This is a genomic window from Streptomyces sp. SLBN-8D4 (genome assembly GCF_049739545.1).
Lineage (GTDB): Bacteria > Actinomycetota > Actinomycetes > Streptomycetales > Streptomycetaceae > Streptomyces > Streptomyces canus_C.
The window spans coordinates 2397135-2421141 of the sequence record NZ_JBMGQC010000001.1; the positions used below are offsets into that span (position 1 = coordinate 2397135).

General features: G+C 72.6%; 22 protein-coding genes and 1 pseudogene. 17 read left to right on the forward strand and 6 right to left on the reverse strand.

The window, feature by feature from the left end; genetic code table 11:
• Positions 1 to 44: 44 nt before the first annotated feature.
• From msrB to RKD20_RS10640, 4 genes are all read right to left on the reverse strand, one after another.
• A complete protein-coding gene (gene msrB / locus RKD20_RS10625; RefSeq protein WP_424877513.1) occupies positions 45 to 452 on the reverse strand; it encodes a peptide-methionine (R)-S-oxide reductase MsrB in 408 nt (135 codons plus the stop codon).
• A 13-nt stretch (positions 453 to 465) separates the two neighbouring features.
• Positions 466 to 1857 (reverse strand): UDP-N-acetylmuramate--L-alanine ligase, encoded by a 1392-nt coding sequence (gene murC, locus RKD20_RS10630; protein WP_424877514.1) that lies wholly within the window; start codon positions 1855 to 1857, stop codon positions 466 to 468.
• Between the two features lie 45 nt (positions 1858 to 1902).
• A complete protein-coding gene (locus tag RKD20_RS10635; protein WP_424877515.1) occupies positions 1903 to 2376 on the reverse strand; it encodes an indole-3-glycerol phosphate synthase in 474 nt (157 codons plus the stop codon).
• 153 nt (positions 2377 to 2529) lie between these two features.
• Positions 2530 to 3327, reverse strand: coding sequence for a pyrimidine reductase family protein (locus RKD20_RS10640; RefSeq protein WP_424877516.1), 798 nt, complete (start codon positions 3325 to 3327; stop codon positions 2530 to 2532).
• A 37-nt stretch (positions 3328 to 3364) separates the two neighbouring features.
• Here RKD20_RS10640 and zapE point away from each other — a divergent pair, with 37 nt between their 5' ends.
• The 16 genes and pseudogenes from zapE to RKD20_RS10720 all read left to right on the forward strand — a co-directional run bounded on the left by zapE (position 3365) and on the right by RKD20_RS10720 (position 20634).
• Positions 3365 to 4465, forward strand: a complete 1101-nt coding sequence (gene zapE, locus RKD20_RS10645; RefSeq protein ID WP_424877517.1) for a cell division protein ZapE — start codon at positions 3365 to 3367, stop codon at positions 4463 to 4465.
• A gap of 692 nt (positions 4466 to 5157) precedes the next feature.
• Positions 5158 to 5736, forward strand: a complete 579-nt coding sequence (locus RKD20_RS10650; protein WP_424877518.1) for a carbonic anhydrase — start codon at positions 5158 to 5160, stop codon at positions 5734 to 5736.
• Positions 5737 to 5741: 5 nt separating this feature from the next.
• Positions 5742 to 7223: a SulP family inorganic anion transporter gene (locus RKD20_RS10655; protein ID WP_424877519.1), complete on the forward strand. Its 1482-nt coding sequence runs from the start codon at positions 5742 to 5744 to the stop codon at positions 7221 to 7223.
• Positions 7224 to 7324: 101 nt separating this feature from the next.
• On the forward strand, positions 7325 to 8101 hold the full coding sequence (locus RKD20_RS10660; protein ID WP_424877520.1) for a slipin family protein: 777 nt from the start codon (positions 7325 to 7327) through the stop codon (positions 8099 to 8101).
• 100 nt (positions 8102 to 8201) lie between these two features.
• Positions 8202 to 9608 (forward strand): PhoX family protein, encoded by a 1407-nt coding sequence (locus tag RKD20_RS10665; RefSeq protein WP_424877521.1) that lies wholly within the window; start codon positions 8202 to 8204, stop codon positions 9606 to 9608.
• Between the two features lie 79 nt (positions 9609 to 9687).
• A complete protein-coding gene (locus RKD20_RS10670; RefSeq protein ID WP_424877522.1) occupies positions 9688 to 10584 on the forward strand; it encodes a polyphosphate kinase 2 family protein in 897 nt (298 codons plus the stop codon).
• A 21-nt stretch (positions 10585 to 10605) separates the two neighbouring features.
• Entirely contained in the window at positions 10606 to 12123 is a 1518-nt protein-coding gene (locus tag RKD20_RS10675) for an FAD-dependent oxidoreductase (RefSeq protein WP_424877523.1), read from the forward strand.
• Positions 12124 to 12180: 57 nt separating this feature from the next.
• On the forward strand, positions 12181 to 13032 hold the full coding sequence (locus tag RKD20_RS10680) for a polysaccharide deacetylase family protein (protein ID WP_424877524.1): 852 nt from the start codon (positions 12181 to 12183) through the stop codon (positions 13030 to 13032).
• A gap of 9 nt (positions 13033 to 13041) precedes the next feature.
• Positions 13042 to 13203, forward strand: a complete 162-nt coding sequence (locus RKD20_RS10685) for a hypothetical protein (RefSeq protein ID WP_424877525.1) — start codon at positions 13042 to 13044, stop codon at positions 13201 to 13203.
• Between the two features lie 16 nt (positions 13204 to 13219).
• Positions 13220 to 13936, forward strand: coding sequence for a peptidyl-tRNA hydrolase (locus RKD20_RS10690; protein ID WP_424877526.1), 717 nt, complete (start codon positions 13220 to 13222; stop codon positions 13934 to 13936).
• Positions 13900 to 14536, forward strand: a pseudogene (locus RKD20_RS10695) (TetR/AcrR family transcriptional regulator). Before RKD20_RS10690 ends, RKD20_RS10695 begins: the two are co-directional and overlap by 37 nt.
• A gap of 83 nt (positions 14537 to 14619) precedes the next feature.
• A complete protein-coding gene (locus RKD20_RS10700; RefSeq protein ID WP_424877527.1) occupies positions 14620 to 15252 on the forward strand; it encodes a TIGR03086 family metal-binding protein in 633 nt (210 codons plus the stop codon).
• Between the two features lie 142 nt (positions 15253 to 15394).
• Positions 15395 to 16693: a DUF692 domain-containing protein gene (locus tag RKD20_RS10705; protein WP_424877528.1), complete on the forward strand. Its 1299-nt coding sequence runs from the start codon at positions 15395 to 15397 to the stop codon at positions 16691 to 16693.
• A gap of 292 nt (positions 16694 to 16985) precedes the next feature.
• Positions 16986 to 17774 carry a DUF4142 domain-containing protein gene (locus tag RKD20_RS10710; protein ID WP_424877529.1) on the forward strand — a complete coding sequence of 263 codons (789 nt, stop codon included), beginning with the start codon at positions 16986 to 16988 and terminating at the stop codon, positions 17772 to 17774.
• Between the two features lie 100 nt (positions 17775 to 17874).
• On the forward strand, positions 17875 to 18717 hold the full coding sequence (locus tag RKD20_RS10715) for a TIGR04222 domain-containing membrane protein (RefSeq protein WP_424877530.1): 843 nt from the start codon (positions 17875 to 17877) through the stop codon (positions 18715 to 18717).
• Between the two features lie 300 nt (positions 18718 to 19017).
• Positions 19018 to 20634, forward strand: coding sequence for an alpha/beta hydrolase (locus RKD20_RS10720; protein ID WP_424877531.1), 1617 nt, complete (start codon positions 19018 to 19020; stop codon positions 20632 to 20634).
• Here the strand turns inward: RKD20_RS10720 and hemQ are convergent, their stop codons facing one another.
• Both hemQ and hemG read right to left on the reverse strand, forming a co-directional pair.
• Positions 20635 to 21366 (reverse strand): hydrogen peroxide-dependent heme synthase, encoded by a 732-nt coding sequence (gene hemQ, locus RKD20_RS10725; protein ID WP_020122144.1) that lies wholly within the window; start codon positions 21364 to 21366, stop codon positions 20635 to 20637.
• Positions 21367 to 21371: 5 nt separating this feature from the next.
• Complete coding sequence (gene hemG, locus RKD20_RS10730; RefSeq protein WP_424877532.1) at positions 21372 to 22811, reverse strand: protoporphyrinogen oxidase; 1440 nt, start codon at positions 22809 to 22811, stop codon at positions 21372 to 21374.
• Between the two features lie 157 nt (positions 22812 to 22968).
• Here hemG and RKD20_RS10735 point away from each other — a divergent pair, with 157 nt between their 5' ends.
• On the forward strand, positions 22969 to 24006 hold the full coding sequence (locus tag RKD20_RS10735) for a DUF4349 domain-containing protein (RefSeq protein ID WP_424877533.1): 1038 nt from the start codon (positions 22969 to 22971) through the stop codon (positions 24004 to 24006).
• Position 24007: the final 1 nt, after the last annotated feature.

Here is a 24007-nt window from a genome sequence, read left to right on the forward strand (position 1 = left end):
AGTTGGCGGAACCGGCCGGCTGACTCGATGAACGGGACCCGGGGTCAGCCCTCGTCAGCCGTCAACCGCAGCGAGATGCTGTTGATGCAGTACCGCTGATCGGTGGGCGTCGGATACCCCTCACCCTCGAACACATGCCCGAGGTGTGAGCCGCAGCGGGCGCAGCGCACCTCCGTGCGCACCATCCCGTGCGAGCGGTCCTGGATCAGTTCGACCGCGTCGGTGTCCTTCGGGTCGTAGAAGGACGGCCAGCCGCAGTGGGATTCGAACTTCGTGGTGGAGGTGAAGAGTTCGGCACCGCAGGCGCGACAGGAGTACACGCCGGTGGCCTTGGTGTCGGTGTACTCACCGGTGAAGGCGGGTTCCGTCCCGGCCTGGCGGAGCACGGCGTACTCGGCCGGGGTCAGCTCCGCACGCCACTGCTCGTCCGGCTTATCGACGTCGTACGACATGAAGCTCAGCCCCTTACTGTGCGAGACGGTCCAGGATCAGCGGGCCGAGGTCCGTCACGTCACCCGCGCCCATGGTGAGAACGAGATCACCGGCCTTCGCCATTCCCGCGACCGCCTCCGGCACGTCGGCCTTGTCGTGGACCGGCGTCACGTCCGCGCCCGCGGCCCGCGCCGCGTCGATGATCAGCTCGCTCGTCACCCCGGGGACCGGGTCCTCGCGGGCCGGGTAGATGTCCAGGACCAGCGAGCCGTCCGCGAGCGCGAGGGCCTCGCCCATCTCCTTGCCGAGCTCCTGCGTCCGCGAGAACAGATGGGGCTGGAAGACCACGAGGATGCGGGCGTCACCGGCGGCGGCCCGCATGGCCTCCAGGTCCGCCGTCATCTCGGTGGGGTGGTGGGCGTAGGAGTCGATGACCTGCACGCCGGCCGCCTCGCCCTTGAGCTGGAGGCGCCGCTTGACACCGGTGTACGCGGCCAGGGCCGGTGCCAGCTCGGCGGCGGGGATCCCGAGGGCCACGCCCGCGGCCAGCGCGGCCACCGCGTTGTGCGCGTAGTGGCGGCCGGGGACGGAGACCGCGAAGGTGAGCTCCGCGCCGTCGAGGAGCACGGTGACCTCGCTCTTGAGGCCCTGCGCCACGACGGACAGCACCCGCACGTCGGCGTCCGCGGCGGCGCCGTACGTCACCACGCGCACCCCGCTCGCCGTGACGCGCCGGGTCAGCTCCCGCGCGCCCTCGTGGTCGGCGTTGATCACCAGCGTGCCGCCCTTGGCGGTCCGGCCGACGAACGTCTCGAAGGACTCGTAGATCTCGTCCATCGACGCGTAGTTGGCGTGGTGGTCGAGCTCGACGTTGAGGACGATGGCGACCTCGGGGGCGTACTTGTGGAAGCTGCGGTCCGATTCGTCCGCCTCGGCGACGAAGATCTCGCCCTCGCCGTGCAGCGCGTTCGAGCCGGGGGCGTCCAGGTCGCCGCCGATGGCGTACGACGGCTTCAGGCCCAGCTCGGACAGGGAGACCGCCAGCATCGAGGTCGTGGTCGTCTTGCCGTGCGTGCCCGCGACCGCGATCGGCCTGAGGCCGTCCATCAGTGAGGCGAGGGCGTCGGAGCGGTGCACGACCGGGATGCCGAGCTCGGCCGCCCGGGCCAGCTCGGGGTTGTCGGCCCGGATCGCCGACGACACGACCACACAGGTGGCGTCGGCCGCCAGGTGTTCGGCCGCGTGCCCGATGTGCACGGTCGCGCCGAGCGCGCGAAGGGCCTCCGCGGTCGCGGACTCCTTGGCGTCACTGCCGGCCACCTTCGCGCCGCGCTGCGCGAGGATCTTCGCGATCCCCGACATCCCGGCCCCACCGATCCCGATGAAGTGCGGTCGGTCCATGGCGGTAGGAAGGCCGGGTGCCATGCGTGTGTCTCCCCAAGGTGGTGCGGTACGGATGCGGGGTTCAGCCTATGCCTTGCTGTGCGAGAACAGCTTCAGCACCGGTACGCCCACCTTGTGACGGGCCCGGGACGCCCAGTCGCGGTGGAAGAACTCCTCCACGTAGTGGGGGTCGGTCAGCACGATCACCTCGTCCGCGCCGATCTCGCCGACCAGGGCCTTCAGCGCGTCCAGGGGGTGGTCCTCGATGAGCCGCCCCTCCGCCTGGCTCCCGGAGGCCCTGAGCGCCTGGAGGGAGACCTCCAGGGCCCGCTCCCCCACCCCCTTCGCGTCCTCGCCCTCGGGCGTCTCCCGCTCCCGTACGGCCTCGTCCAGCTCGCCCAGCGCCACGTCGTCGATGGCCCGCAGCAGCCGGTCGGCCTGGTCCCCCCGCGGCTGGAGCAGCACATGGAACGCGACCGCCTCGTCGCCGTGCAAAGTGGTGACGAACTCCACGTCGGCGGACGTCAGGGCCTTCTCGATCATCAAAACGCTTGTGAACACCGGGCGTCCCCTTCTCTGCGCGCTGCGGAAACCATCCTGCCCCGTGATCGCACGGGTAGTGCCGGATTCAGTGTGCCCGCCGGAAACTGAACGGAACGACAGATTCCGCTGATGTCGGCCTCAGCGGTACCGGTCGAACCCGCGTCCGGGCGGTCAGTGCCTGCGATACCTGCTGAAGAGGAACCCGTCCTCCTCTAGCAGGGAGTCCAGTTCGAACCGTGCCGGGACGGCCACCGACGGCCCCCCGGCGATCCGCTGCGCGCTCCCCGCGGTGAGCATCGGGGACAGGGTCAGACAGAGCTCGTCGAGCACCCCGGCGGCCACCAGCTGCCCGAGCAGCCGGGGGCCGCCCTCGGTCAGCAGCCGGGTGTGTCCCAGCTCGGCGAGCGCCCGCACGGCCCGCGCGGGGTCCACACCGACACCGTCCCCGGCGATCACCACCCGCGCGCCGGCCTTCTCGGCCGCGGCGATCCGGTCCGGGGCCGCCGCGGCGCCGGTGAGGATCAGCGTGGGCACCAGGGGCGAGGTGTACAGCGGGAGCGAGAAGTCCAGGTCCAGGCTGGCCGTGATCACCGCGATCGCCGGGACCGGGCCCTGTCCGGCCGCCGCCCGCAGCCCCGCGAACTCGTCCCGCACGCGCGCGGGCCGGTACCCCTCCTGCCGTACCGTTTCCGCACCGGCGATCACCACGTCCGCCAGGGCTCGCAGCGTCCCGAAGATCCGCATGTCGGTCGCGGTGGAGATGGGCTGCGACCGGCCGTCGTGCTGGGCGGCCCCGTCCAGCGTGGCGACCATGTTGGCGCGCAGCCACACCCCGGGGGTCCCGGGGTCGGGTCCGAGCTCCGGGTACGCGTAGGCGGCGGCCAGTTCGGCGAGGCTCCAGTCGTGGCCGGCCTCCCCCTCGGGGCTCCGGATCTCTGTCTCGTCGGTCACAGGGAACAGGCGTCGCATGTCGTGCAGTGTGGCACGGCGCTTAGCATGGTGAACCGTGTCTACTTCCCCCGCCGCGTCCGGGTCCGGTTCGATGACCGACACCGCCCCGCCGTCCCTGTGCGACCGCGAGCCGCACGTCCCCGCGGACCGGCTGGTCGCCGAGATGGTGCCGCCGCCGCGGTTCGACTCGGTGCGTTTCGACACGTACCTCCCGGACCCGAACCAGCCCAGCCAGACCGAGGCCGTCCGGGTCCTGGAGGGCTTCGCCGCGGGCCTCGGCGGCGCACACGCGGTCGGCGGCGGCAAGCGCGGCTTCCTCGGGCTCGGCAGGCCCAGGGCCCCGAAGACCCCGGCCGGGCCCCGTGGCGTCTACCTCGACGGCGGCTACGGCGTCGGCAAGACCCACCTGCTGGCCTCCCTCTGGCACGCCACCCCCGCCGAGCCCTCCCTCAAGGCCTTCGGCACCTTCGTCGAGCTGACCAACCTGGTGGGCGCCCTCGGATTCCAGAAGACGGTCCAGACGCTCTCCGGCCACCGTCTGCTGTGCATCGACGAGTTCGAGCTGGACGACCCGGGCGACACCGTCCTGGTCTCCACCCTGCTCGGCAGGCTGGTCGACGCGGGCGTGGCGCTCGCCGCCACCTCCAACACCCTGCCGGGCAAGCTCGGCGAGGGCCGGTTCGCGGCCGTCGACTTCCTGCGCGAGATCCAGGGCCTGTCGGCACACTTCCGGCCGCTGCGCATCGACGGCGAGGACTACCGTCACCGCGGGCTGCCCGAGGCACCGGCGCCGTTCACCGACGAGGAGGTCACCAGGGCCGCGTACGCCACCGAGGGCGCCTCGCTCGACGACTTCCCGAGCCTGCTGGCGCACCTCGCCAGGGTCCACCCCAGCCGGTACGGCGCCCTGACCGACGACCTCCGGGCGGTCTGCCTCACCGACGTGCAGCCGGTGCCGGACCAGTCGACGGCGCTCCGGCTCGTGGTGCTCGCCGACCGTCTCTACGACCGCGAGGTACCGGTGCTGGCCTCCGGGCAGCCCTTCGACCGGCTGTTCAGCGAGGAGATGCTGAACGGCGGGTACCGCAAGAAGTACTTCCGCGCGATATCCCGGCTGACCGCGCTGGCGCGCGACGCCAAGGGTCTCGTCGCTTAGTCACAGCGAAACCTCGCACGTCAAGGGCCAGTTCGCGTCAGCGACCCGGCACGCTTCAGCCTCTCTTCAGCCGGAAACGTTAAGTTAACCCAGCAAACAACTTTGCCGAGTTAAGGTGTTTCTTGACCACCCGTTGACCAGCGGTTGGTCTGGACTAGAAGTGTGAACTGCCGAGAGGGGGGCGCATGTTCCGAGGTGCGACGGTACGGACCGTGGTAGCGGTTCTCACCGCCGTCCTTCTGGCGCTCGCGTTCTTCGCTTCCACAGAGGGATTCGCAACCGCGCACACAGCCCGTCAGACTGAGGCCAAAGCTCAGACCGGAAGCAAGCTCTCCGGCAAGGCGCCCCGCGCCGAAGCCTCGGGCAAGCGCCACTGCAACCACGTCGGGGACCCGACCGGTCCCCTGCGCACCCGCGACCGGCACCGCGCCGTCGACTTCGCCCCCGAGGGGCCCGAACGGCCCCTGGCGGCTCAGCAGCAGGCGGCCACGCCCGAGCGGGTCGCAGCAGGCGAGTTCCCCCTGTCGAGACCCTCGACAGCGCACACTCCGGCGGCACTTCAAGTGTTCCGCTGCTGACAGCAGAGCAGTCCCCCACCTCTGTTTCCCCCACCTGTCATGTCAACCGACGCGCCCTTCGGCGCGCCTGGTAAGCCCGACGCGCCCCCACGGCGCGCCAGGAGGAGTCACCACATGCAGCCCCTCATCGACAACGCCCGTACGTTCGGACAGCGCCCTGAGGAGTTCGCCAAGCTGGCCGAAGGCCAGTCCCCCCAGGTTCTGTTCATCACCTGCTCGGATTCCAGGGTCGTCCCGGCCCTGATCACGGGCGCCCGCCCGGGCGAGCTCTTCGAGCTGCGCACCGCGGGCAACATCGTTCCCCCCTACGCCTCCGAGCACCCCACCAGCGAGGCGGCCACCATCGAGTACGCCGTGGAGGTGCTGGGCGTCCGCGACATCGTGGTCTGCGGGCACTCGCACTGCGGCGCCGTCGGCGCCCTGGTCCGCGGCGACGACCTGGAGGCCGTGCCGGCCGTCCGCGACTGGCTCAACCACGCCACCCCGCGCCCGGCCGGCACGGTCGAGGACCCGGAAGTGGCCGAGGGCGTGCAGAACCACGTCCTGGCCCAGGTGCTGCGCCTCAGGTCGTACCCGTTCATCGACAAGAAGCTGGCGGAGGACCAACTGACCCTGCACGCCTGGTACTACGAGGTGCACACGGGCGCGGTGCGCGTCCACCGCTCCGAGACCGACGCGTTCGAGGGTCTGTGATCGGCATGATGACCAAATACCCTCACCTGCGGCAGGACTTCGCCGCCTCCCTGGTCGTCTTCCTGGTCGCGCTCCCGCTCTGCGTGGGCGTGGCCGTCGCCTCCGGTGTCCCGGCCGAACTGGGCCTCGTCACCGGCATAGTCGGCGGCATCGTCACCGGATTCATGCGGGGCAGCAGCCTCCAGGTGTCCGGTCCCGCCGCCGGTCTGACCGTCCTGGTCTTCGAGGCGGTGCAGGAGTTCGGGCTGCCCGCGCTCGGCGTGATCGTGCTGGCCGCCGGACTGATCCAGCTCGCCATGGGCGCCCTGAAGCTGGGGCGCTGGTTCCGGGCGATATCCGTCTCGGTCGTCGAGGGCATGCTGGCCGGCATCGGCCTCGTGCTCATCGCCGGCCAGCTGTACTCGGCGGCCGGTCTGAAGGCGCCCACCACGGGCATCGACAAGATCCTGGGGCTGCCCGGTGCCGCCGTCGACGCGCTCGGCAGCACCACCGCGCTCACCTCGCTCGCCGTCGGCGCGGGCACCGTCGCGGTGCTCGTGCTGTGGAAGAAGCTGCCCAAGAAGGCGCAGACCGTGCCCGGCGCGCTCGCCGCGGTCCTGCTGGCCACCCTGGTCACCCAGGTCTTCGGTCTGTCGATCGCCACTGTCGAGGTGAACGGCCTGCTGGCCTCCGTCCAGCCGCCCGGCATGGACGCCTTCGGCGAACTGGCCAACCCGGCCATCTTCGGCACCATCATCGCGTTCACGCTGATCGCCTCCGCCGAATCGCTGTTCAGCGCGGCCGCGGTGGACCGGCTGCACGACGGTCCGCGCACCGAGTACGACAAGGAGCTCATGGCCCAGGGCGTGGGCAACACGGTGTGCGGCGCGCTCGGCGCCCTGCCCATGACCGCGGTCATCGTGCGCAGCTCCGCCAACGTCCAGGCGGGCGCGAAGACCAAGGCGTCCCGGGTCATGCACGGTGTGTGGCTGCTGCTGTTCGCGGCCCTGCTGCCCTCGACGCTGGCGCTGATCCCGCTGCCCGCCCTCGCCGGCATCCTGGTCCACGCGGGCTTCAAGCTGATCCCCTTCCGGGAGATCGTGACGTTGTGGCGCGGCCACCGCGGTGAGGCGCTGATCCTGGTGGCCACGGCCGTCTCGATCGTCGCGGTGAACATGTTCGAGGGCGTGCTGATCGGTCTTGCCCTGTCGGTCGTCAAGACCGCGTGGGAGGCCTCGCACCTCAAGCTGGAGATCGTCGACAAGGGTGCGGGCCCGATCCAGGCGCACCTGTCGGGCAACGCGACCTTCCTCAGGCTGCCGAAGATCCTCGACAGCCTGGAGTCGCTCCCCCAGGACCGGCCCGTGGAACTGGACCTCTCCGGTCTGCACCACCTGGACCACGCCTGCCGTACGGCCCTGGAGAACTGGGCCGAGCGGCACAGCGCGGTCGGCACGGAACCGGTCCGGGTCACGGAGCCGGAGCCGGCGAAGGCCACCGCCGCCTAGTGCTCCCCCGCCCGGTCCGGGGGCCCGTCGTGGCCCCGGACCGGGCACCGGGCATATCGTTGCAAGAGCAGACATACGGACCTCTGGACGAGGAGGCCGGAATGCTCCAGGAACTGTTGACGGCGGCCGTGGCGGCCGCGGCCGCCGGGACCGTCTACCTCGCGGCGGCGGCCAGGGTCGTCAAGCAGTACGAACGCGGGGTGGTCTTCCGCCTCGGACGCCTCGGGGGCGAGGTGCGCGAGCCCGGGTTCACGGCGATCGTGCCGTTCGTGGACCGGATGCACAAGGTGAACATGCAGATCGTCACGATGCCGGTGCCGGCCCAGGAGGGCATCACCCGGGACAACGTGACCGTGCGCGTGGACGCGGTCGTCTACTTCCGGGTCGTCGACGCGGCGAGCGCCCTGGTCAAGGTCGAGGACTACAAGTTCGCCGTCTCCCAGATGGCCCAGACCTCGCTGCGCTCGATCATCGGCAAGAGCGAGCTGGACGACCTGCTGTCCAACCGCGAGAAACTCAACGAGGGCCTGGAGCTGATGATCGACAGCCCGGCCGTCGGCTGGGGCGTGCAGGTGGACCGCGTCGAGATCAAGGACGTGTCGCTGCCGGACGCGATGAAGCGGTCGATGGCCCGGCAGGCCGAGGCCGACCGTGAGCGGCGGGCCCGGATCATCAACGCCGACGCCGAACTCCAGGCCTCCAAGAAGCTCGCGGAGGCCGCCGAGCAGATGTCCGAGCAGCCCGCCGCTCTCCAACTCAGGCTGCTGCAGACGGTCGTGGCGGTGGCCGCCGAGAAGAACTCGACGCTCGTCCTGCCCTTCCCGGTGGAGCTGCTGCGCTTCCTGGAGCGGGCGCAGGAGCGCCCGACCGGGACCTGACGGGCCGGGACACGCTACGCGCGTGGTTCCCGCGGGCCGACCCAGGTGATAGACACAGCGAGGTCACAGTCCTGTCCGCCAGCAGGAAGGTTGCTTCGCCATGTCTCTGTCCGGTTCTCCAGCGACACGACGTCAGGTCCTGGCCCGTTCCGGCGCCTTGGGCGTGGGCATCGCCTTCACCGGCGCCCTCTCCGAGCTCTTCGCCGGCACCGCCGCCGCCCAGTCCCTCGGACACACCGGCTACGGCCCCCTCGTCCCCGACCCGAAGGGCCTGCTGGACCTGCCGAAGGGCTTCAGCTACAAGGTCCTGTCCCGCGAGGGCGACCAGCTCCGCTCCGGCGAGGGCAAGGTCCCCTCCAACCACGACGGCATGACCGCTCTGCCCGGCAGACACGGCCGCGTCCACCTGGTCCGCAACCACGAGAACCGCCCCACCGCGGCCATCGCCGTCCCCACCGTCGCGGGCCTGACCTACGACCCCGCGGGCAAGGGGGGCTGTACGGCCCTCACACTGGACTCCCGCAACAACGTGCTGTCGGAGCGGGTCGCCATCGCCGGCACCGCCGTCAACTGCGCGGGCGGGCCCACGCCTTGGGGCACCTGGCTGACCTGCGAGGAGACCGAGGACCGAGCCGGCACCAACGGCTACACCAAGGACCACGGCTTCATCTTCGAGGTCGATCCGACGGACCCGCACCGCAGTGGCGCGGTCCCGTTGACCGCGATGGGCCGCTTCCAGCACGAGGCCATCGCGATCGACCCGAAACGCGGCATCGTGTACGAGACCGAGGACGCCTTCATCAAGCCCTTCGGCCTCTTCTACCGCTTCCTGCCCAACAGGCCCGAGGGCGGCCTCGGTTCACTGCGGGCGGGCGGCCGGCTCCAGGCGATGCGGGTGCCCGGCGTACCGGACCTGTCGGTGATCCAGGAGACCGGTGCCTGCTTCGAGGGCATCGAGTGGGTCGATGTACCGGACCCGCTGGCCGGCGAAACCCCCGTCCGGCTCCAGGACTTCGGCCCCGGGGGCATCACGCACGCCCAGAAGCTGGAGGGCTGCTACTGGGGCGGGAGGAGCGTCTACTTCGTCTCGTCCTTCGCGCGCAGCGCCGACGGTTCGGGCGCCGACCACTTCGGGCAGATCTGGCGCTACGACCCCTGGGCGCGCCGGCTCACCCTGGTGATCGTCTTCGGCCCGGACACCGACGTGCAGCTGCCCGGCGAGTCCCCGGACAACATCTGCCTCGCGCCGAGCGGCGGCCTGATGGTGTGCGAGGACGGCAACGGCGCCCAGCACGTCTTCGGCGTGACCCGGCACGGCGAGGTCTACGCCATGGCCCGCGGCCGGCAGGCCATTACATCGGCCGCTTCCGCGGCGGGCGGCACGCCGGAGGCGCCGGAATGGGGCGAGTTCGCCGGCGTCACCTTCTCCCCCGACGGGCAGACGATGTATGTCAACTGCTACACGCCCGGGACGACCTTCGCGGTGACGGGGCCCTGGCGCAGGTAGCCGCCTGGACGACGGCTGGCGCGCCCCGGTCCCCCGGCGCAGGATCGAGGGGCCGGACCCGGACCGGAAGGGGTGCCCCATGTCGAAGAAGGGCTCGAAGGCACGCGAGGCGAAGAAGGGCACGCAGGGCGGGGACGGTCTCGCCCTGCGCGAGCTGCTGCGCGTACCGGGCGGCAAGCCGGTGGAACTGGCCGCCCACGCCCCCCGGGAGACCCCGGCCGGCCCCTCTCACAAGCAGGCGGGCCTGGCCGCGATGACCGAGCTGGCCGACCCGCTCGCCGACCTGCAGGAACGCCTGTGGGCGGCGAGCACGGCGGGCGACCGGCGCCGGATCCTGCTGGTGCTCCAGGGCATGGACACCAGCGGCAAGGGCGGCACGGTCAAGCACGTCATCGGCCTGTTCAACCCGGCCGGCTGCCGTGTCCACGCCTTCAAGGCGCCCACGCCCAAGGAACTCGGGCACCCCTTCCTCTGGCGCATCACAAGGGCCCTCCCGCAAGCCGGTGAGCTGGGCATCTTCGACCGGTCGCACTACGAGGACGTCCTCGTCGCCCGCGTCCACGCCCTCGCCCGGACCGACGAGATCGAGCGCCGCTACGACGAGATCAACCGCTTCGAGAGGTCCCTCGCCGACAACGACGTCACCGTGATCAAGTGCTTCCTGCACATCTCGTACGACGAACAGCGCGACCGCCTGCTCAAGCGCCTCGACCGCCCGGACAAGCACTGGAAGTTCCACGTCTCGGACATCGACGAGCGTGCCCTGTGGCCCGCCTACCAGCAGGCGTACGAACTGGCCCTGGAGCGCTGCTCGACCCCGCACGCCCCCTGGTACCTCATCCCCGCCGACCGCAAGTGGTACCGGAACTGGGCGATCAGCCGACTCCTCCTGGAGCACCTGGCGGAGCTGGACCCGCGCCACCCGGAGGCGGACTTCGACGTGGAGGAGGCCCGCCGGCGGCTGCTGGAACAGTGAATCCCGGGGTACTCGGGGCGCATGACCGAGAACCGGCATGTCAAGGGCTCGTACTGGCTGGAGACGGCACCCGGCGGACCCCGGCCGCCGCTGACCGAGGACCTCGACGTCGACGTGGCCGTCATCGGCGCCGGCATCGCCGGGCTGAGCACCGCGTGGGAGCTGACGCGGGCCGGGCGGCGGGTGGCGGTCCTGGAGGCCGGGCAGGTGGCCGCCGGCGTCACCGGGCACACCACCGCCAAGCTGACCGCCCTGCACACCCTGATCTACGACAAGCTTCGCCGCACCCGCGGCCCCGAAGGCGCCCGGCTGTACGCCCGCTCGCAGAGCGAGGCCGTCGAACGGGCCGCCGAGATCGCGGACGAGCTGGGCGTCGACTGCGACTGGGAGCAGCGCAGTGCCTATACCTACGTCCATGACGCGAGCCGGGTCGAGGAGCTGCGGGCCGAGGCGGCGGCCGGCCGGGAGGCGGGGCTGCCGGCGTCCTTCGTGACGGAGACCGGGCTGCCGTTCCCGGTGGCGGGCGCGGTGCGGGTGACGGGGCAGGCGCAGTTCCATCCGCGCAAGTACCTGCTGGCCCTGGCCGAGGACCTGGTCGCCTCCGGTGCGGCCGTGTACGAGCACACCGCGGTCCTCGGGCTCGACGAGGGCGAGCCGTGCCGGCTGTCGACCGACACCGGGGCCACAGTGACGGCCCGGGACGTCGTGGTCGCCACCCACTACCCGATCTTCGACCGGGCCCTGCTGTTCACCCGGCTCTCCCCGCGCCGCGAGCTGGTCGTCGCCGGGACGATCGAGCGGGAGCGGGATCCGGACGGCATGTACATCACGCCGGACGAGGGCACCCGCTCGGTACGCACGGCACCCTGGGACGCCGACCGGCGGCTGCTCATCGTCACCGGCGAGCACTTCACCCCCGGCACGGGCGACACCCGGGCCCGGTTCGACGACCTCTCGGCCTGGGCCACTCAGAACTTCCCGGGCGTCGAGCTCAGCCATGCCTGGGCCACCCAGGACAACGACCCCACCGACACCGTGCCGCTCGTCGGCCCGCTGCACCCGGGGGCCCGGCACACCTATGTCGCCACCGGGTTCGGCGGCTGGGGCATGAGCGGCGGCATCATGGCGGGCCGCCTGCTCGCGGCCCAGATCACCGGCGAGGAGTGCGCGTGGAGCGAGCTGTACGACCCGCGCCGCCTGCGCTCGACGGTCCGCGAGGCCCCGACCTTCCTCAAGACCCAGGCGCAGGTGGCCCGCCACTTCGTCGGCGACCGGCTGCGCCCGGCACCCCCGCTGGAGTCCCTCCCGCCGGGCGAGGGCGCGGTGGTCCGGGTGAACGGCGACCGCCTCGCGGTCTACCGCGACGACGACGGCAACCTCCACGCCCTCTCCCCCCGCTGCACCCACCTGGGCTGCCTGGTCTCCTTCAACGGCGCCGAGGACGCCTGGGAGTGCCCGTGCCACGGCTCCCGCTTCGCCACGGACGGCAAGGTGATCCAGGGACCGGCGACCAAGCCGCTGGAGCAGCGGGACATCTGAGCGGGTGACGTCACGGCCGGGGTGACTGGCAAATAGGACAGTTCGCCATATTTTCATATGGTGATCACTCTTGTACGACGCGTCACCGCCGCCTGCCTCCTCGGCGCCGCCCTCACGGCCTGCGCCGCCACTCCCCACCAGGTCCACCAGGCCCACCAGGCCCACCAGGCCCCCCGGGTAGCCCGCCCAGCCCCCTCCGCGACCTCCGCACCCCCCACGCTCGCCCCCGGCCCCGGGGGCCTGACCCCCGTCTTCAAGAACGGCTCCCGTGACCGCGGCAAAACGGTCGCGCTCACCTTCGACGCCGACATGACCGCGGACCAGGGGCCGCGGGCCGCGGCCGGCGAGCACTTCGACAATCCCGGGCTGATCGCGGCGCTGCGCGCCCTGAAGGTGCCGGCCACCGTGTTCATGACCGGGCGGTGGGCCGAGGAGTACCCGGACCAGGCCCGCTCCCTCGGGCGGGACCCGCTCTTCGAGGTCGCCAACCACTCCTACAGCCACTACGCCTTCACCGACGACTGCTACGGGCTGCCGACCGTCTCCGGTGACCGGATGCGGGCGGACGTGGAGCGGGCGTACGCGGCGTTCCGGAAAGCCGGGGTGCCGGACGCGAGGCCGTACTTCCGCTTCCCCGGCGGGTGTTACGACCGGCGGGCGCTGAAGGCGCTGACCCCGGTCGGCGTGACCGCCGTGCAGTGGGACGTGGTGAGCGGGGACGCGTTCGCGACGGACGCGGAGGCCGTGTCCCGGCAGGTGCTGGAGGGGGTGCGGCCGGGCTCGGTCGTGGTCATGCACTGCACGCGCAGTGCCGCGCCGACGACGGAGCGGGTGGTGCGGACGGTGGTGCCCGAGCTGCGGGCGCGGGGGTTCCGGTTCGTGAAGGTGTCCGAGCTGATCGGGTCCTAGGCTGGAGGGATGAGCGAGGACCACTGCACGATCGGCGACGAGCCGAAGCCGCCGTACGCGGAGTGCGTGCTGTGCCGGAAGCCGACCGAGTATCCGGAGTCGTACAGGGGGATCACGCTGTGCCCGGTGTGCGAGTGGCAGGAGGCTCAGCGGACGGCTTGTTCGGGGTGACCTTAGGGTTGTGCGGGTGAGCCACGACGTGACGCCCTCGACCGACAGCCCCTTCCGTTCCGAACCGACCGCCCGCGACCAGGCACCCCAGTTCGTGCTGCCCCTGGTCGTCCGCATCGAGAAGGCCGCTCCGCCCGCTCGTACCGACGCCCTCGAGACCGCCGCCCGCGCCGTTCTCGTCCTGCTCGCCGACGAGCGCTCGGTCGGCGACGGAGAGTGGGCCGAGGTGGTGCGGGACTGGCAGGACGCGCGGATCCGCAAGGTCGTACGGCGGGCCCGGGGGGCCGAGTGGCGGCGGGCCGAGGCCTTGCCCGGGATCACCGTGACGGGGAAGTCGGCCGAGGTACGGGTGTTTCCGCCCGTGCCGCTCGACGGATGGCCCAAGGAGCTGGCCAAGCTCCAGGTCTCCGGTACCGATCTGGACGATCCCGAGCCGCCCGCGGCGGCGGACCCGGCGGTGCCCGTGCTGTGGCTCAGCCCGGACCTCGACATGTCGGCCGGCAAGGCGATGGCCCAGGCCGGTCACGGCGCCCAACTGGCCTGGTGGGAACTGTCGGCCGAGGAGCGGGCCGCCTGGCGGGACGCCGGCTTCCCGCTCGCCGTACGGACCGCGGCTCCCGATCACTGGGCCGAACTCACCGCCGGCGGGCTGCCGTTGGTCCGGGACGCCGGTTTCACCGAGATCGCGCCCGGCTCCTGCACGGTCGTCGCGGACCATCCGGCACTGCGGTGACCAAAGTCGACGGGCGCGTCGAGCGGGGCAACCGCACCCGGCGGACCGTGCTGCGGCGGGCCGTCGACATCGCCTCGGTCGAGGGGCTGGAGGCGTTGTCGGTGGGGCGCCTCGCCGGGGAGCTGGAGCTGAGCAAGAGCGGGGTGTTCGCGCTGTTCGGGTCCAAGCAGGAGCTGCAGCTGGCGACCGTGCGGGAGGCCTCGCGGATTTTCGTCGCCGAGGTGCTGGAGACGGCCTCCGAGGCGGCCGAAGGGCTCGCCCGGCTGCGGGACCTGTGCGAGGGCTGGCTCCGGTACTCGGAGCGGCGGGTCTTCCCGGGGGGCTGTTTCTTCTACGGCGTCATGGCCGAGTTCGACGCCCGCGAGGGAGCGGTCCATGACGCACTCGTCGAGGCACAGCGCACCTGGCTCGCGGAGTTGGAGAGGTGCGCCGAGCGGGCCAAGGGACGCGGGCGAGCTGAGCGCGAACACCGATCCGGCGCAACTCGCCTTCGAGGTCGTCGCGTTGATGGAGACGGCGAACGCGATGTCGGTACTGCACGGCGAGACCGCGCCCTATGTCAGGGCCCGGCGGGGCATCGCCGCACGCTTGCGGACCTGAGGCCCGAGGCAGATTGGTCGCCAAGGCCCTTCCGGTCCCGCAAACTAGTAGCACGATCGTTCGTCTAGTTTTAGGGTCGAGGCATGGGCACCGACTTCACGGGAGTTCGGATGGACGTCGTCGCGCTGGACCGGATCGCCGTACAGGAGGCCGCTCGGGTGGTGGAGCTGGCCCGGGGCGGGGACGACGGAGACTGGGCACGGGACACCCCCTGTGCGGGGTGGGACCTGCGGCGGCTGGTGGCGCACATGACCGCGCAGCACCGCGGGTTCGCGGCCGCGGCACGGGGTGTGGGAGGCGAGCGGGAGTACTGGCGGGAGGAGAGGGAGGTGGGCGAGCCCGGCCGGGCGCATCGCGCCGCCGCGGACGCGGTGCTCTCGGCGTTCGCCGAACCGGGTGTGACGGAAAGGGAGTTCGTGCTGGCGGAGCTGGGCGGAGGGTTCGCGGGCCGTACGGCGATCGGCTTTCACTTCGTCGACTACGTCGTGCACGCGTGGGACGTGGCGGCCACGCTCGGGGTGCCGCTCGGGCTCACCGACGAGGTGCTTGTCGCGGCGCTGGCCGTGGCCCGGCGCGTTCCCACGGATCCGGCCGGGCGGGGCCCGGAATTCGCGTTCGCGCCCGCGCTGAGGGTTCCGGAGGGGACCGGGCCGCTGGAGGAGACACTGCGGCTGCTGGGCCGCGAGCCGCAGGCGTGGCCCGCGACGGGCAGGTGACCCCACCCCCGCGAACCTCAAATGTTGCTCTGAACGTTCCCCCGGCGCGGTTCGGACCCGGACCCCGGGGCCATACCTCCGTCACGCCGGGCGGGGCGACGACCGGAGCGGATGCAGGCGCGGCCGAGGAGGGGGACGGACCATGGAGCGACTGGGCACGGGGATCGGGTGGCGGCCGGAGATCGCGGACGCCGTGGAGAACATGTCGGGCATCGACTGGGTCGAGGCCGTGGCCGAGAACGTCTGCCCCGGGCACCTGCCCGAGTCGCTGCGGCGGCTGCGCGAGCGTGGCGTGACCGTGGTGCCGCACGGCGTCTCGCTCGGCCTCGGCGGGGCGGACCGGCCCGACGCCGGGCGGCTCCTGGCGCTCGCCGAGCGGGCCGAGGCACTGGGCTCGCCGCTGGTCACCGAGCACATCGCGTTCGTCCGGGCGGGCGGCCCGCTGACCGCCTCCCCGCGCCTGGAGGCGGGGCATCTGCTGCCCGTCCCGCGCACCAGGGACGCCCTGGACGTCCTCTGCGAGAACATCCGCATCGCACAGGACGCGCTGCCGGTGCCGCTCGCCGTGGAGAACATCGCCGCACTGATCGCGTGGCCGGGCGAGGAGCTGACCGAGGGGCAGTTCCTGTACGAGCTGGCCGACCGGACGGGGGTACGGCTGCTGATCGACGTGGCCAACCTGCACACCAACCACGTCAACCGCGGCGAGGACCCGGCCGAGGCACTGGCCGGACTTCCCCTGGAGGCGATCGCGTACGTCCATGTCGCGGGCGGGTTCGAGCGGGACGGGGTGTGGCACGACAGCCACGCCCACCCGGTTCCGCGGCCGGTCCTCGACATCCTCACCGAGCTCGCGTCCCGGGTCTCGCCGCCGGGGGTGCTGCTGGAGCGGGACGAGAACTTCCCCGAACCGGCCGAGCTGGAGGGGGAGTTGGCGGCGATCCGGGAAGCGGTGGAGAAGGGGGGCGGGGCGCGGGCCGACGGTGCGTGGCGCGCTGCCGCGGAGCCGTCGAGCGTCTCGACCGAGCCCGCCCGCCAGCGGGTCGCACTCGCCCAGACCGCGCTGCTGTCCGCGCTCGTGGCCGGGACGCCGGTGCCGGAGGGGTTCGACCGGGTGCGGCTGGGGGTGCAGGCGCGGGCGCTCGCGGGGAAGCGGGCGGACGTGGTGGCGAAGGTGGCGCCCGAACTGCCCGTGATCCTCGGGGCGGGTTACCGGCCGGCGTTCCTGGCGTATGCGCAGGGGGCACCGATGACCGACGGCTATCGGCGGGATGCGCTGGACTTCGCCGAGCACCTCCTGCTGGGCGGGGAGCCGGGGGACGCGCGGGTGCGGCGGGAGCTGCGGGAGTGGTGGCTGGAGCGGTCGGGACCGGCGCCGAGGTCCCGGAGGCCGGGGGTCCGGCTGGCCCGGGCCACACGGCGGGCGCTGCTGCGGCGGTGAGCGTACGGGCGCCCCGGGGCGGGTGAGGGTGCGGGGGGCGGGGGCGGGTGAGAGTGCGGGGGGCGCGGCAGGTACGGCTGCCCCGGACAGGTGCGGATGCCCACGACGGATACGGCTGCCCCAGACAGGCGCAGGGCCCCACGGCGGATACGGCTGCCCGGACAGGCGCGGATGCCCGGGGCCAAGCCGTCGCGGCCGGGCGAACCCGGCGGAAGGGGACATTGACCCGGCAGTAATATGTCAACCCCGCACCTGAGACCCCCTAGCGTGCGGTGCCGCAACAGGAGGCACCATGCGACCGCGACCGCCCGTCAAGGGACGAGGCATCTTCACCGGCACCGGCGTCATCATCGCCGGACTGACGGCGACCCTCGTGGCCCTGCTCATCCCGATCTGGTCGTACGCCGACCGCTCCGGCACGGGGCTGAGCGTGCTCAACGCCGAGACCGTGACGACGCCGTACGGGCCGCTCTCCGCGCTGGACCGGGAGTTCGTCACGAAGGTGCGCCTCGCGGGGCTGTGGGAGCTGCCCGCGGGCCAGCAGGCGCAGCAGAAGGGCACGACGCAGGCCGTGCGGACGGCGGGGCAGCACCTCGTGGAGGGGCACACGTTCCTCGACGCACGCGTGCGGGACGTGGCGTCCAAGCTCGGACTGGCCCTGCCCAACGAGCCCAACGAGCAGCAGAAGCAGTGGCTCACCACCCTGGACCAGGCCCAGGGCGTCGACTACGACCGCCAGTTCGCCAACATCCTGCGCCTCGCGCACGGCAGGGTGTTCTCCGTCGTCGCCGAGGTCCGCGCCGGCACCCAGAACTCCCTGGTCCGCACCTTGGCCGACGACGCCAACAGCACCGTGCTGGACCACATCAAGATCCTGGAGGCCACCGGGTACGTCGACTTCGGCGCCCTGGCCCGGGACATGGCCATGAGCAGCACCCCGCCGATCACCAACTCCCCGGCCCCGCCCGGCCCGACGACCGACCCGGGCCGGGTCGTCCCGGTCACCCCGTCGCCGTACGCCACGACCTTCACCCTGCCCCCGGCCGCCTCCAGCCCACCTCCGGTGCCCGTGCCGTCGTAGTCCGCTTCCGGACAAACGGAACGTCACACACCGACAACACTCCGTCCGGATCGTGAACAGCCCATGGCGCCGCCAGGAGCCTTTGGCATAGAAACGCGGCATGTTCTGGGTTCTTCTTCTGCTGCTGGCCTGGGCCGCCGCCGGCACCGCGTGCACGCGGCTGTGCCTGGCCGCCGTACACGCGGCGGACGCGGACGCGGATGCCCGGGGACACGATCTGACGCTCTACGAGGCCGCGTTCCTGTCCGGCGGCCCACGGCGGGTCGCCGATCTGACGCTCGTCTCCATGGCCCGGCAGCGTCGGCTGCTGCTGGCCCACACCGGCTGGGCGACCGTCGTCGATCCGCGCGGCCGGGACGAGATGGAGCGCACGGTCATCGGGGCCATCGGGCCCGAGGGACAGTCCCGGATCGCTCCGGTGCGGGCGGTCGCGGCCTCGGCGGAGGCGGTGCGCGGCCTCGCCGACCGGCTCGTGGACGCGGGGCTCGCCGTGCCCGCCGGCACCCGCTCCGGCATCGCGGCGGGAATCCGCCAGGTGCGGCTGGCCGCGGTGGCCGTCGTCGCGCTGGGCGCGATCGCGCTGCTGACGCCCGCCCCGTCGGAGATGCCGCGGCATCTGGTCGCCCTCTGGTTCGCGCTGCCGTTCGCGCTGACCGTGAGCTGTCTGGCCATCGCGCGGATGGAGGTCCACCCGTACTCGCGCTGGGCGTCCCCGGCGGGTCAGCGGCTCCTGGGCACCCTGACCCGGCGCCCGGGCGGCACGGACGAGCGGACGTATCTCACCTGTGTCGCGGTGCGCGGCATCAGCGCGATCGGCGAACCGGACCTGCGCGCGGCCTTCGCCCACCGTGAGCAGCACGACGGCCCGCACCACGAGGAACGGCGAGGACAGCGCCCCGGCGGACACGGCGAGGACCACCGCCGCCCGCACCGGCACGACTGAATCCACCCCGGGGGGCATCCCCGCACCCGGCTCACCGCACCGCCGCCCGCCGCACCCTCCGGGGGGACAGGCTCGTGAGCTGCGGCGGTGGGACACTCTCCGGTCGGCGGCGTGCTCGGCTCGCGCCGCGGCGATCATCGGCGCCCCCACCGCGAAACACCGCCCTCGGCACCGGCGCGACCGAACCCACCCGGGGGCGCACGGAGGCATTGGGGCCGACACCGGCGAGGCGGTGCTTGCCTTCCCCCGCGGCCGAACCAAACATCCCTTTTGTCGCTGCCGCGCACCGAAGGGACACCCATGAGAGCTCCCGCCCTCCACACGGCCGCCGGAGCCTTGCTCCTGACCACGCTCGCCGCCGCACCGGCCGGGGGCGCCCCGGCCGCCCCGGGTGCGGCCGAGCTGCATGGCACCGCGGTCGCCGCCGCGCGGGCGGGGACGGCCGGCGTCCGCTTCGGCGCCTGCCCGGCGGTCGAGGACCTGCCCGGCGGTGTCCAGTGCGGCACGGTGTCCGTTCCGCTCGACTACGCGCACCCCGACGGCCGGCAGATCAAACTGACCGTCAGCCGGGTGCGGGCCACCCAGAAGGACCCGCACAACAGCAAGCGCCGGGTGCCCCGGCAGGGCGCCCTGGTCTACAACCCCGGCGGTCCCGGCGCCTCCGGCATGTACTTCCCGCTGATCGGCGCTCTGCCCGAGTGGAAGGGGCTCGCCGCGGCCTACGACCTGGTCGGCTACGCCCCGCGCGGGGTGGGCCGTTCGGCGCCGCTGTCCTGCACGGACCCGAAGCAGTACTTCAAGGCGCCCACGCAGGCGCCGGCGCACCCCTCGGAGTCGTACAAGAAGGAACACGTCGCGCAGGCGAAGGCGTACGCGCGCGGATGCGCGCGGAGGGCGGGCGCGGCTCTCCCGTACTACAGCTCGCTGAACAACGCCCGGGACCTCGACGTCCTGCGGGCCGCCCTGGGCGAGCAGCGGCTGACGTTCATGGGGGCGTCGTACGGCACCTACTTCGGCGCGCTGTACGCGACGCTCTTCCCCTCCCATGTACGGCGGATGGTGTTCGACGCGGCGGTGAACCCGGCCCCGGAGCAGGTCTGGTACCGCAACAACCTGGACCAGTCGGCCGCGTTCGAGGGGCGCTGGGCGGACTTCCGGGAATGGGTGGCCCGGCACGACGACGTGTACGGCCTCGGGGCCACGTCCGAGGAGGTGCTGCGCAGTTACGAGAAGGCGGCGGCGCGGCTGGCCGCCGAGCCGGCCGGCGGGAAGGTCGGGCCGGGGCAATTGCAGGGGGCGTTCCTGTCGGCGGGTTACTACGACGACTTCTGGCCGCATCGGGCGCAGGCCCTGTCGGCGTATCTCAAGGGCGATCCGAAGCCGCTGATCCAGCAGGCGGCGCCGCATCAGGAGGCGGCGAAGGAGTCGGAGAACGCGAGCGCGGTCTACACCGCCGTCGAGTGCAACGACGCGCCCTGGCCGACGGACTGGAAGGTGTGGGACCGGGACAACACACGGCTGGCGCGGGTGGCGCCGTTCGAGACGTGGGACAACGTGTGGATGAACCTGCCCTGCGCGTACTGGCCCACGGCCCGGCAGGAGCCCTTGGACGTGCGGACCGGGCCCGGTGAGCTGCCCGCGACGCTGATCCTGGCCGCCGAGAGGGACGCGGCGGCTCCTTACGACGGCGCCCTGCAGCTGCACCGGCGGCTGTCCGGATCGGTGCTGGTGACCGAGCGGGACGCGGGCACGCACGGCATCGCGGGCGGCCCGAACCCCTGCGTCAACGGATACCTGGACGCCTACCTGCTGGAGGGCCGCCTCCCGGTGCGGCGCGCCGCGTGCGCCCCGCACCCCGAGCCTCAGCCGAAGCCGACGGCCGGCGCGCGCAAGGCGGCCGGCAAGCCGACTCGCTGATCAGGCGAGACCCGCCACGAGGTCGCCGAGGTCCTTGCGGCGGCCCGTGTAGAACGGGACCTCCTCGCGGACGTGCATGCGGGCCTCCGAGGCGCGCAGGTGGCGCATGAGGTCGACGATGCGGTACAGCTCGTCGGCCTCGAACGCCAGGATCCACTCGTAGTCGCCGAGGGAGAAGGAGGCGACCGTGTTGGCGCGGACGTCCGGGTAGCCGCGGGCCATCTTGCCGTGGTCGGCGAGCATGCGGCGGCGGTCCTCGTCGGGCAGGAGGTACCAGTCGTACGACCGCACGAACGGGTAGACGCTGACGTAGTCGCGGGCGTGCTCGTCCGCGAGGAACGCCGGGATGTGCGAGCGGTTGAACTCGGCGGGGCGGTGCAGCGCCATGTTCGACCAGACCGGCTCCAGGGCGCGGCCCAGCTTCGTGCGGCGGAAGAGGTTGTACGCCTCCTGGAGCTGGTCGCTGGTCTCCGCGTGCCACCAGATCATGACGTCGGCGTCGGCGCGCAGCCCGGACACGTCGTAGGTGCCGCGGATCGTGACGTCCTTGGCGGCGAGCTGGTCGAACAGCTCCTGGACCTCGTCGGCGTAGCCGGTGCGGTCCTCGGGGAGCACGTCCTTCAGCTTGAAGACGGACCAGAGCGTGTAACGGATGACCTCGTTGAGGTCCTTGGCCAGCTTGCCCTTGTTCGGGACCCTGCCGGACTCGGGGGTGGGGGCGTCGTTGCTCATGGCCCCTATTCTCCCGCTCCGCCGTGCAGACTCTGCACCGGGTTGGCGGTGAGCTCCCGCACCGCGGTCAGGTCGCCCTGGATCTGGTCCACGGCCGCGTGGGCGCTCGCGACGCAGGCCGGGATGCCGACGCCGTCGTACTGCGCCCCGCACACCGCGAGGCCGGGGAGCTTGGCGACGTGCTCACGGATGCGGGCCACGCGCGCGTGGTGGCCGACGGGGTACTGGGGCAGGCCGTCGGTCCAGCGGGTGACCCGGGTTTCGAGAGGGGTGGCGGCCAGGCCGGTGGCCGCTTCGAGGTCGTGGCGGGAGACGTCCACCAGGGCGGTGTCGTCGCGCTCCAGGATCTCCGTCTCACCGAAGCGGCCGACGGAGGTGCGCAGGACCACCAGCTCCGGGTTCTCGTCGGCGATCCAGCCCCACTTCTGGGAGGCGAAGGTGGAGGCCTTGATGGTGCGGCCGTCCACCGGCGGGACGAGGAAGCCGCTGCCCGCCGGAAGGTCCGTGTCGGAGCGGCGGTAGGCGAGGGTGACCAGGGCCATGGAGGCGTAGTCCACGGTGTCGAGCTCGGTGGCGGCCTCGGGGGCCTCGGCGCGCAGCAGGCCGGCGGCGGCCGGGGCCGGAACGGCGACGATCACGGCGTCGGCGTGCAGGACGCGGTCCCCGGTGACGACCTTCCAGCCGCCGGAGGGCTCGCGGCGCAGCTCGCGCACCGGGGCGCCGGTGACGATCTCGCCGCCCCGCGCGCGGACCGAGTCGGCGACGGCGAGCGGGAGGGTGCCCACCCCGCCCTCGATGCCCATGAACACCGGCCCGGTCTGCTGGTTGGCCGCCATCCTCGCCTGGATCTCCCGGACTCCCTCCGTCAGTGAGGCGTGGGTCTTCGCGACCTGGAAGAGCTGCGGGACCGCCGAACGCATCGAGATGCGGTACGCGTCGCCCGCGTAGACCCCGCCCAGCAGGGGCTCGATGAGGCGGTCGACGACCTCCCGGCCCAGGCGCGCCGCCACGTACTCCCCCACCGCCACGTCGTCGCCGACCTCCGTGCGGGGCAGTTCGGCGTCCTGCTCGATGCGGGCGAGGCCCTCCTCGGACAGCACTCCGGCCAGGGCCTCGGCGGTGCCGGGGACGCCCATGACGTGGCCCTTGGGCATGGGGCGCAGGGCGCCGCGGGTCCAGATCGAGGCGGTCGCGGTGGCCGGCGGCTGGAGGCGCTCGTCGAGGCCCACCTCACGCGCCAGGGCCACCGCCTCCGGCCTGCGGGCCAGCATCGACTCGGCCCCGAAGTCCACGCGCGCGCCCGCGATCTCGCCGGGCAGCAGCTTGCCGCCGACACGGTCCGACGCCTCCAGCACGGTGACGCGCGCGCCGCACCGCGTCAGCCGGTGGGCCGCGGCGAGTCCCGCGATGCCGGCTCCGATGACGACGACCTGTGATCCGCTCATGGACCCAGCCTCTCAGATCCCACTGACAGTCCACCGGCGGCCCGGTGTCCTTCACGAGTCCTGACCGTGACCGCATCGGAACCACCGGAGTCCAACGTCCGCGCCCCCTCGGGCGTCGAAGGAGCGTCAGTTGTTCACGACCCTCGGGGGAACGCCCATGCGCACACCAGGTTCACGCCGTTCACGAAGCTCGGTACGCCCCGCCCAGGCGCTGGCCGGGCTCCTGCTGGCCGCGGCCCTCGCGCTGACCGGGTGCAGCGCGGGCGCCGACTCCGGCAGCGACGGCAGCGCCCTCGCCCAGGACGACAAGGCCGCCTCGCTGGCCGACGAGAAGGGCGCGGCCGGCGCCGAGGCCGGCCCGGGCGGCAAGCAGGCCACGACCGCGCCCCAGCCCGCCGCGAACCACATCATCCGCACCGCCACGCTGACCGTGCGGGTCAAGAACGTGCCGAAGGCGCTCGCCGCGGCCCGCACCACCAGCGAGAACGCGGGCGGGTTCGTCGGCAAGGAGTCCACCTCCCGGGACGAGGAGGGCCGGGAGCGGACGGAGGTGGTGCTGCGGGTGCCCGTCGAGAAGTACGACGAGGTCCTCGCCGACCTGGAGGGCGCGGGCAAGCTCATGGAGCGCACCGCGAACGCGCAGGACGTCACCGACCAGGTCGTCGACGTGCAGAGCCGGATCGCGACGCAGCGCGCGAGTGTGGCGCGGATCCGCGAGCTGATGGACAAGGCGACCAAACTGAGCGACGTGGTGACCCTGGAGGGCGAACTGAGCACCCGCCAGGCCGACCTGGAGTCGCTGCTGGCCCGCCAGGCGTCCCTGAAGGACCGCACGAGCCTGGCCACCATCACGCTGTCCCTGTCCGAGTCGCCGGTCGTCAAGGCCGAGGAGGACGACGACCCCGGCGTCGTGGACGCGCTGGCGGGCGGCTGGGACGCGTTCGTGACCATGCTGCGCTGGATCGTGATGGCGCTGGCCGCGGTGCTGCCGTTCCTGGCCGGGATCGCGCTGCTCGTACTGGTGTGGCTGCGGCTCGTCCGGCCCCGGCTGCCGCGCCGGCCTGCGCCCGCGGGTGCCTCGACCGCGCTGGGCCCGCTGCCCATGGCGCGTCCCGTCCCGGACCCGGAACGCGCGCAGGGCCCCGGCGGCGCGCAGGCCCCGGGAGGCGAGCAGGAGCGGGGCGAGCGGGACTGAA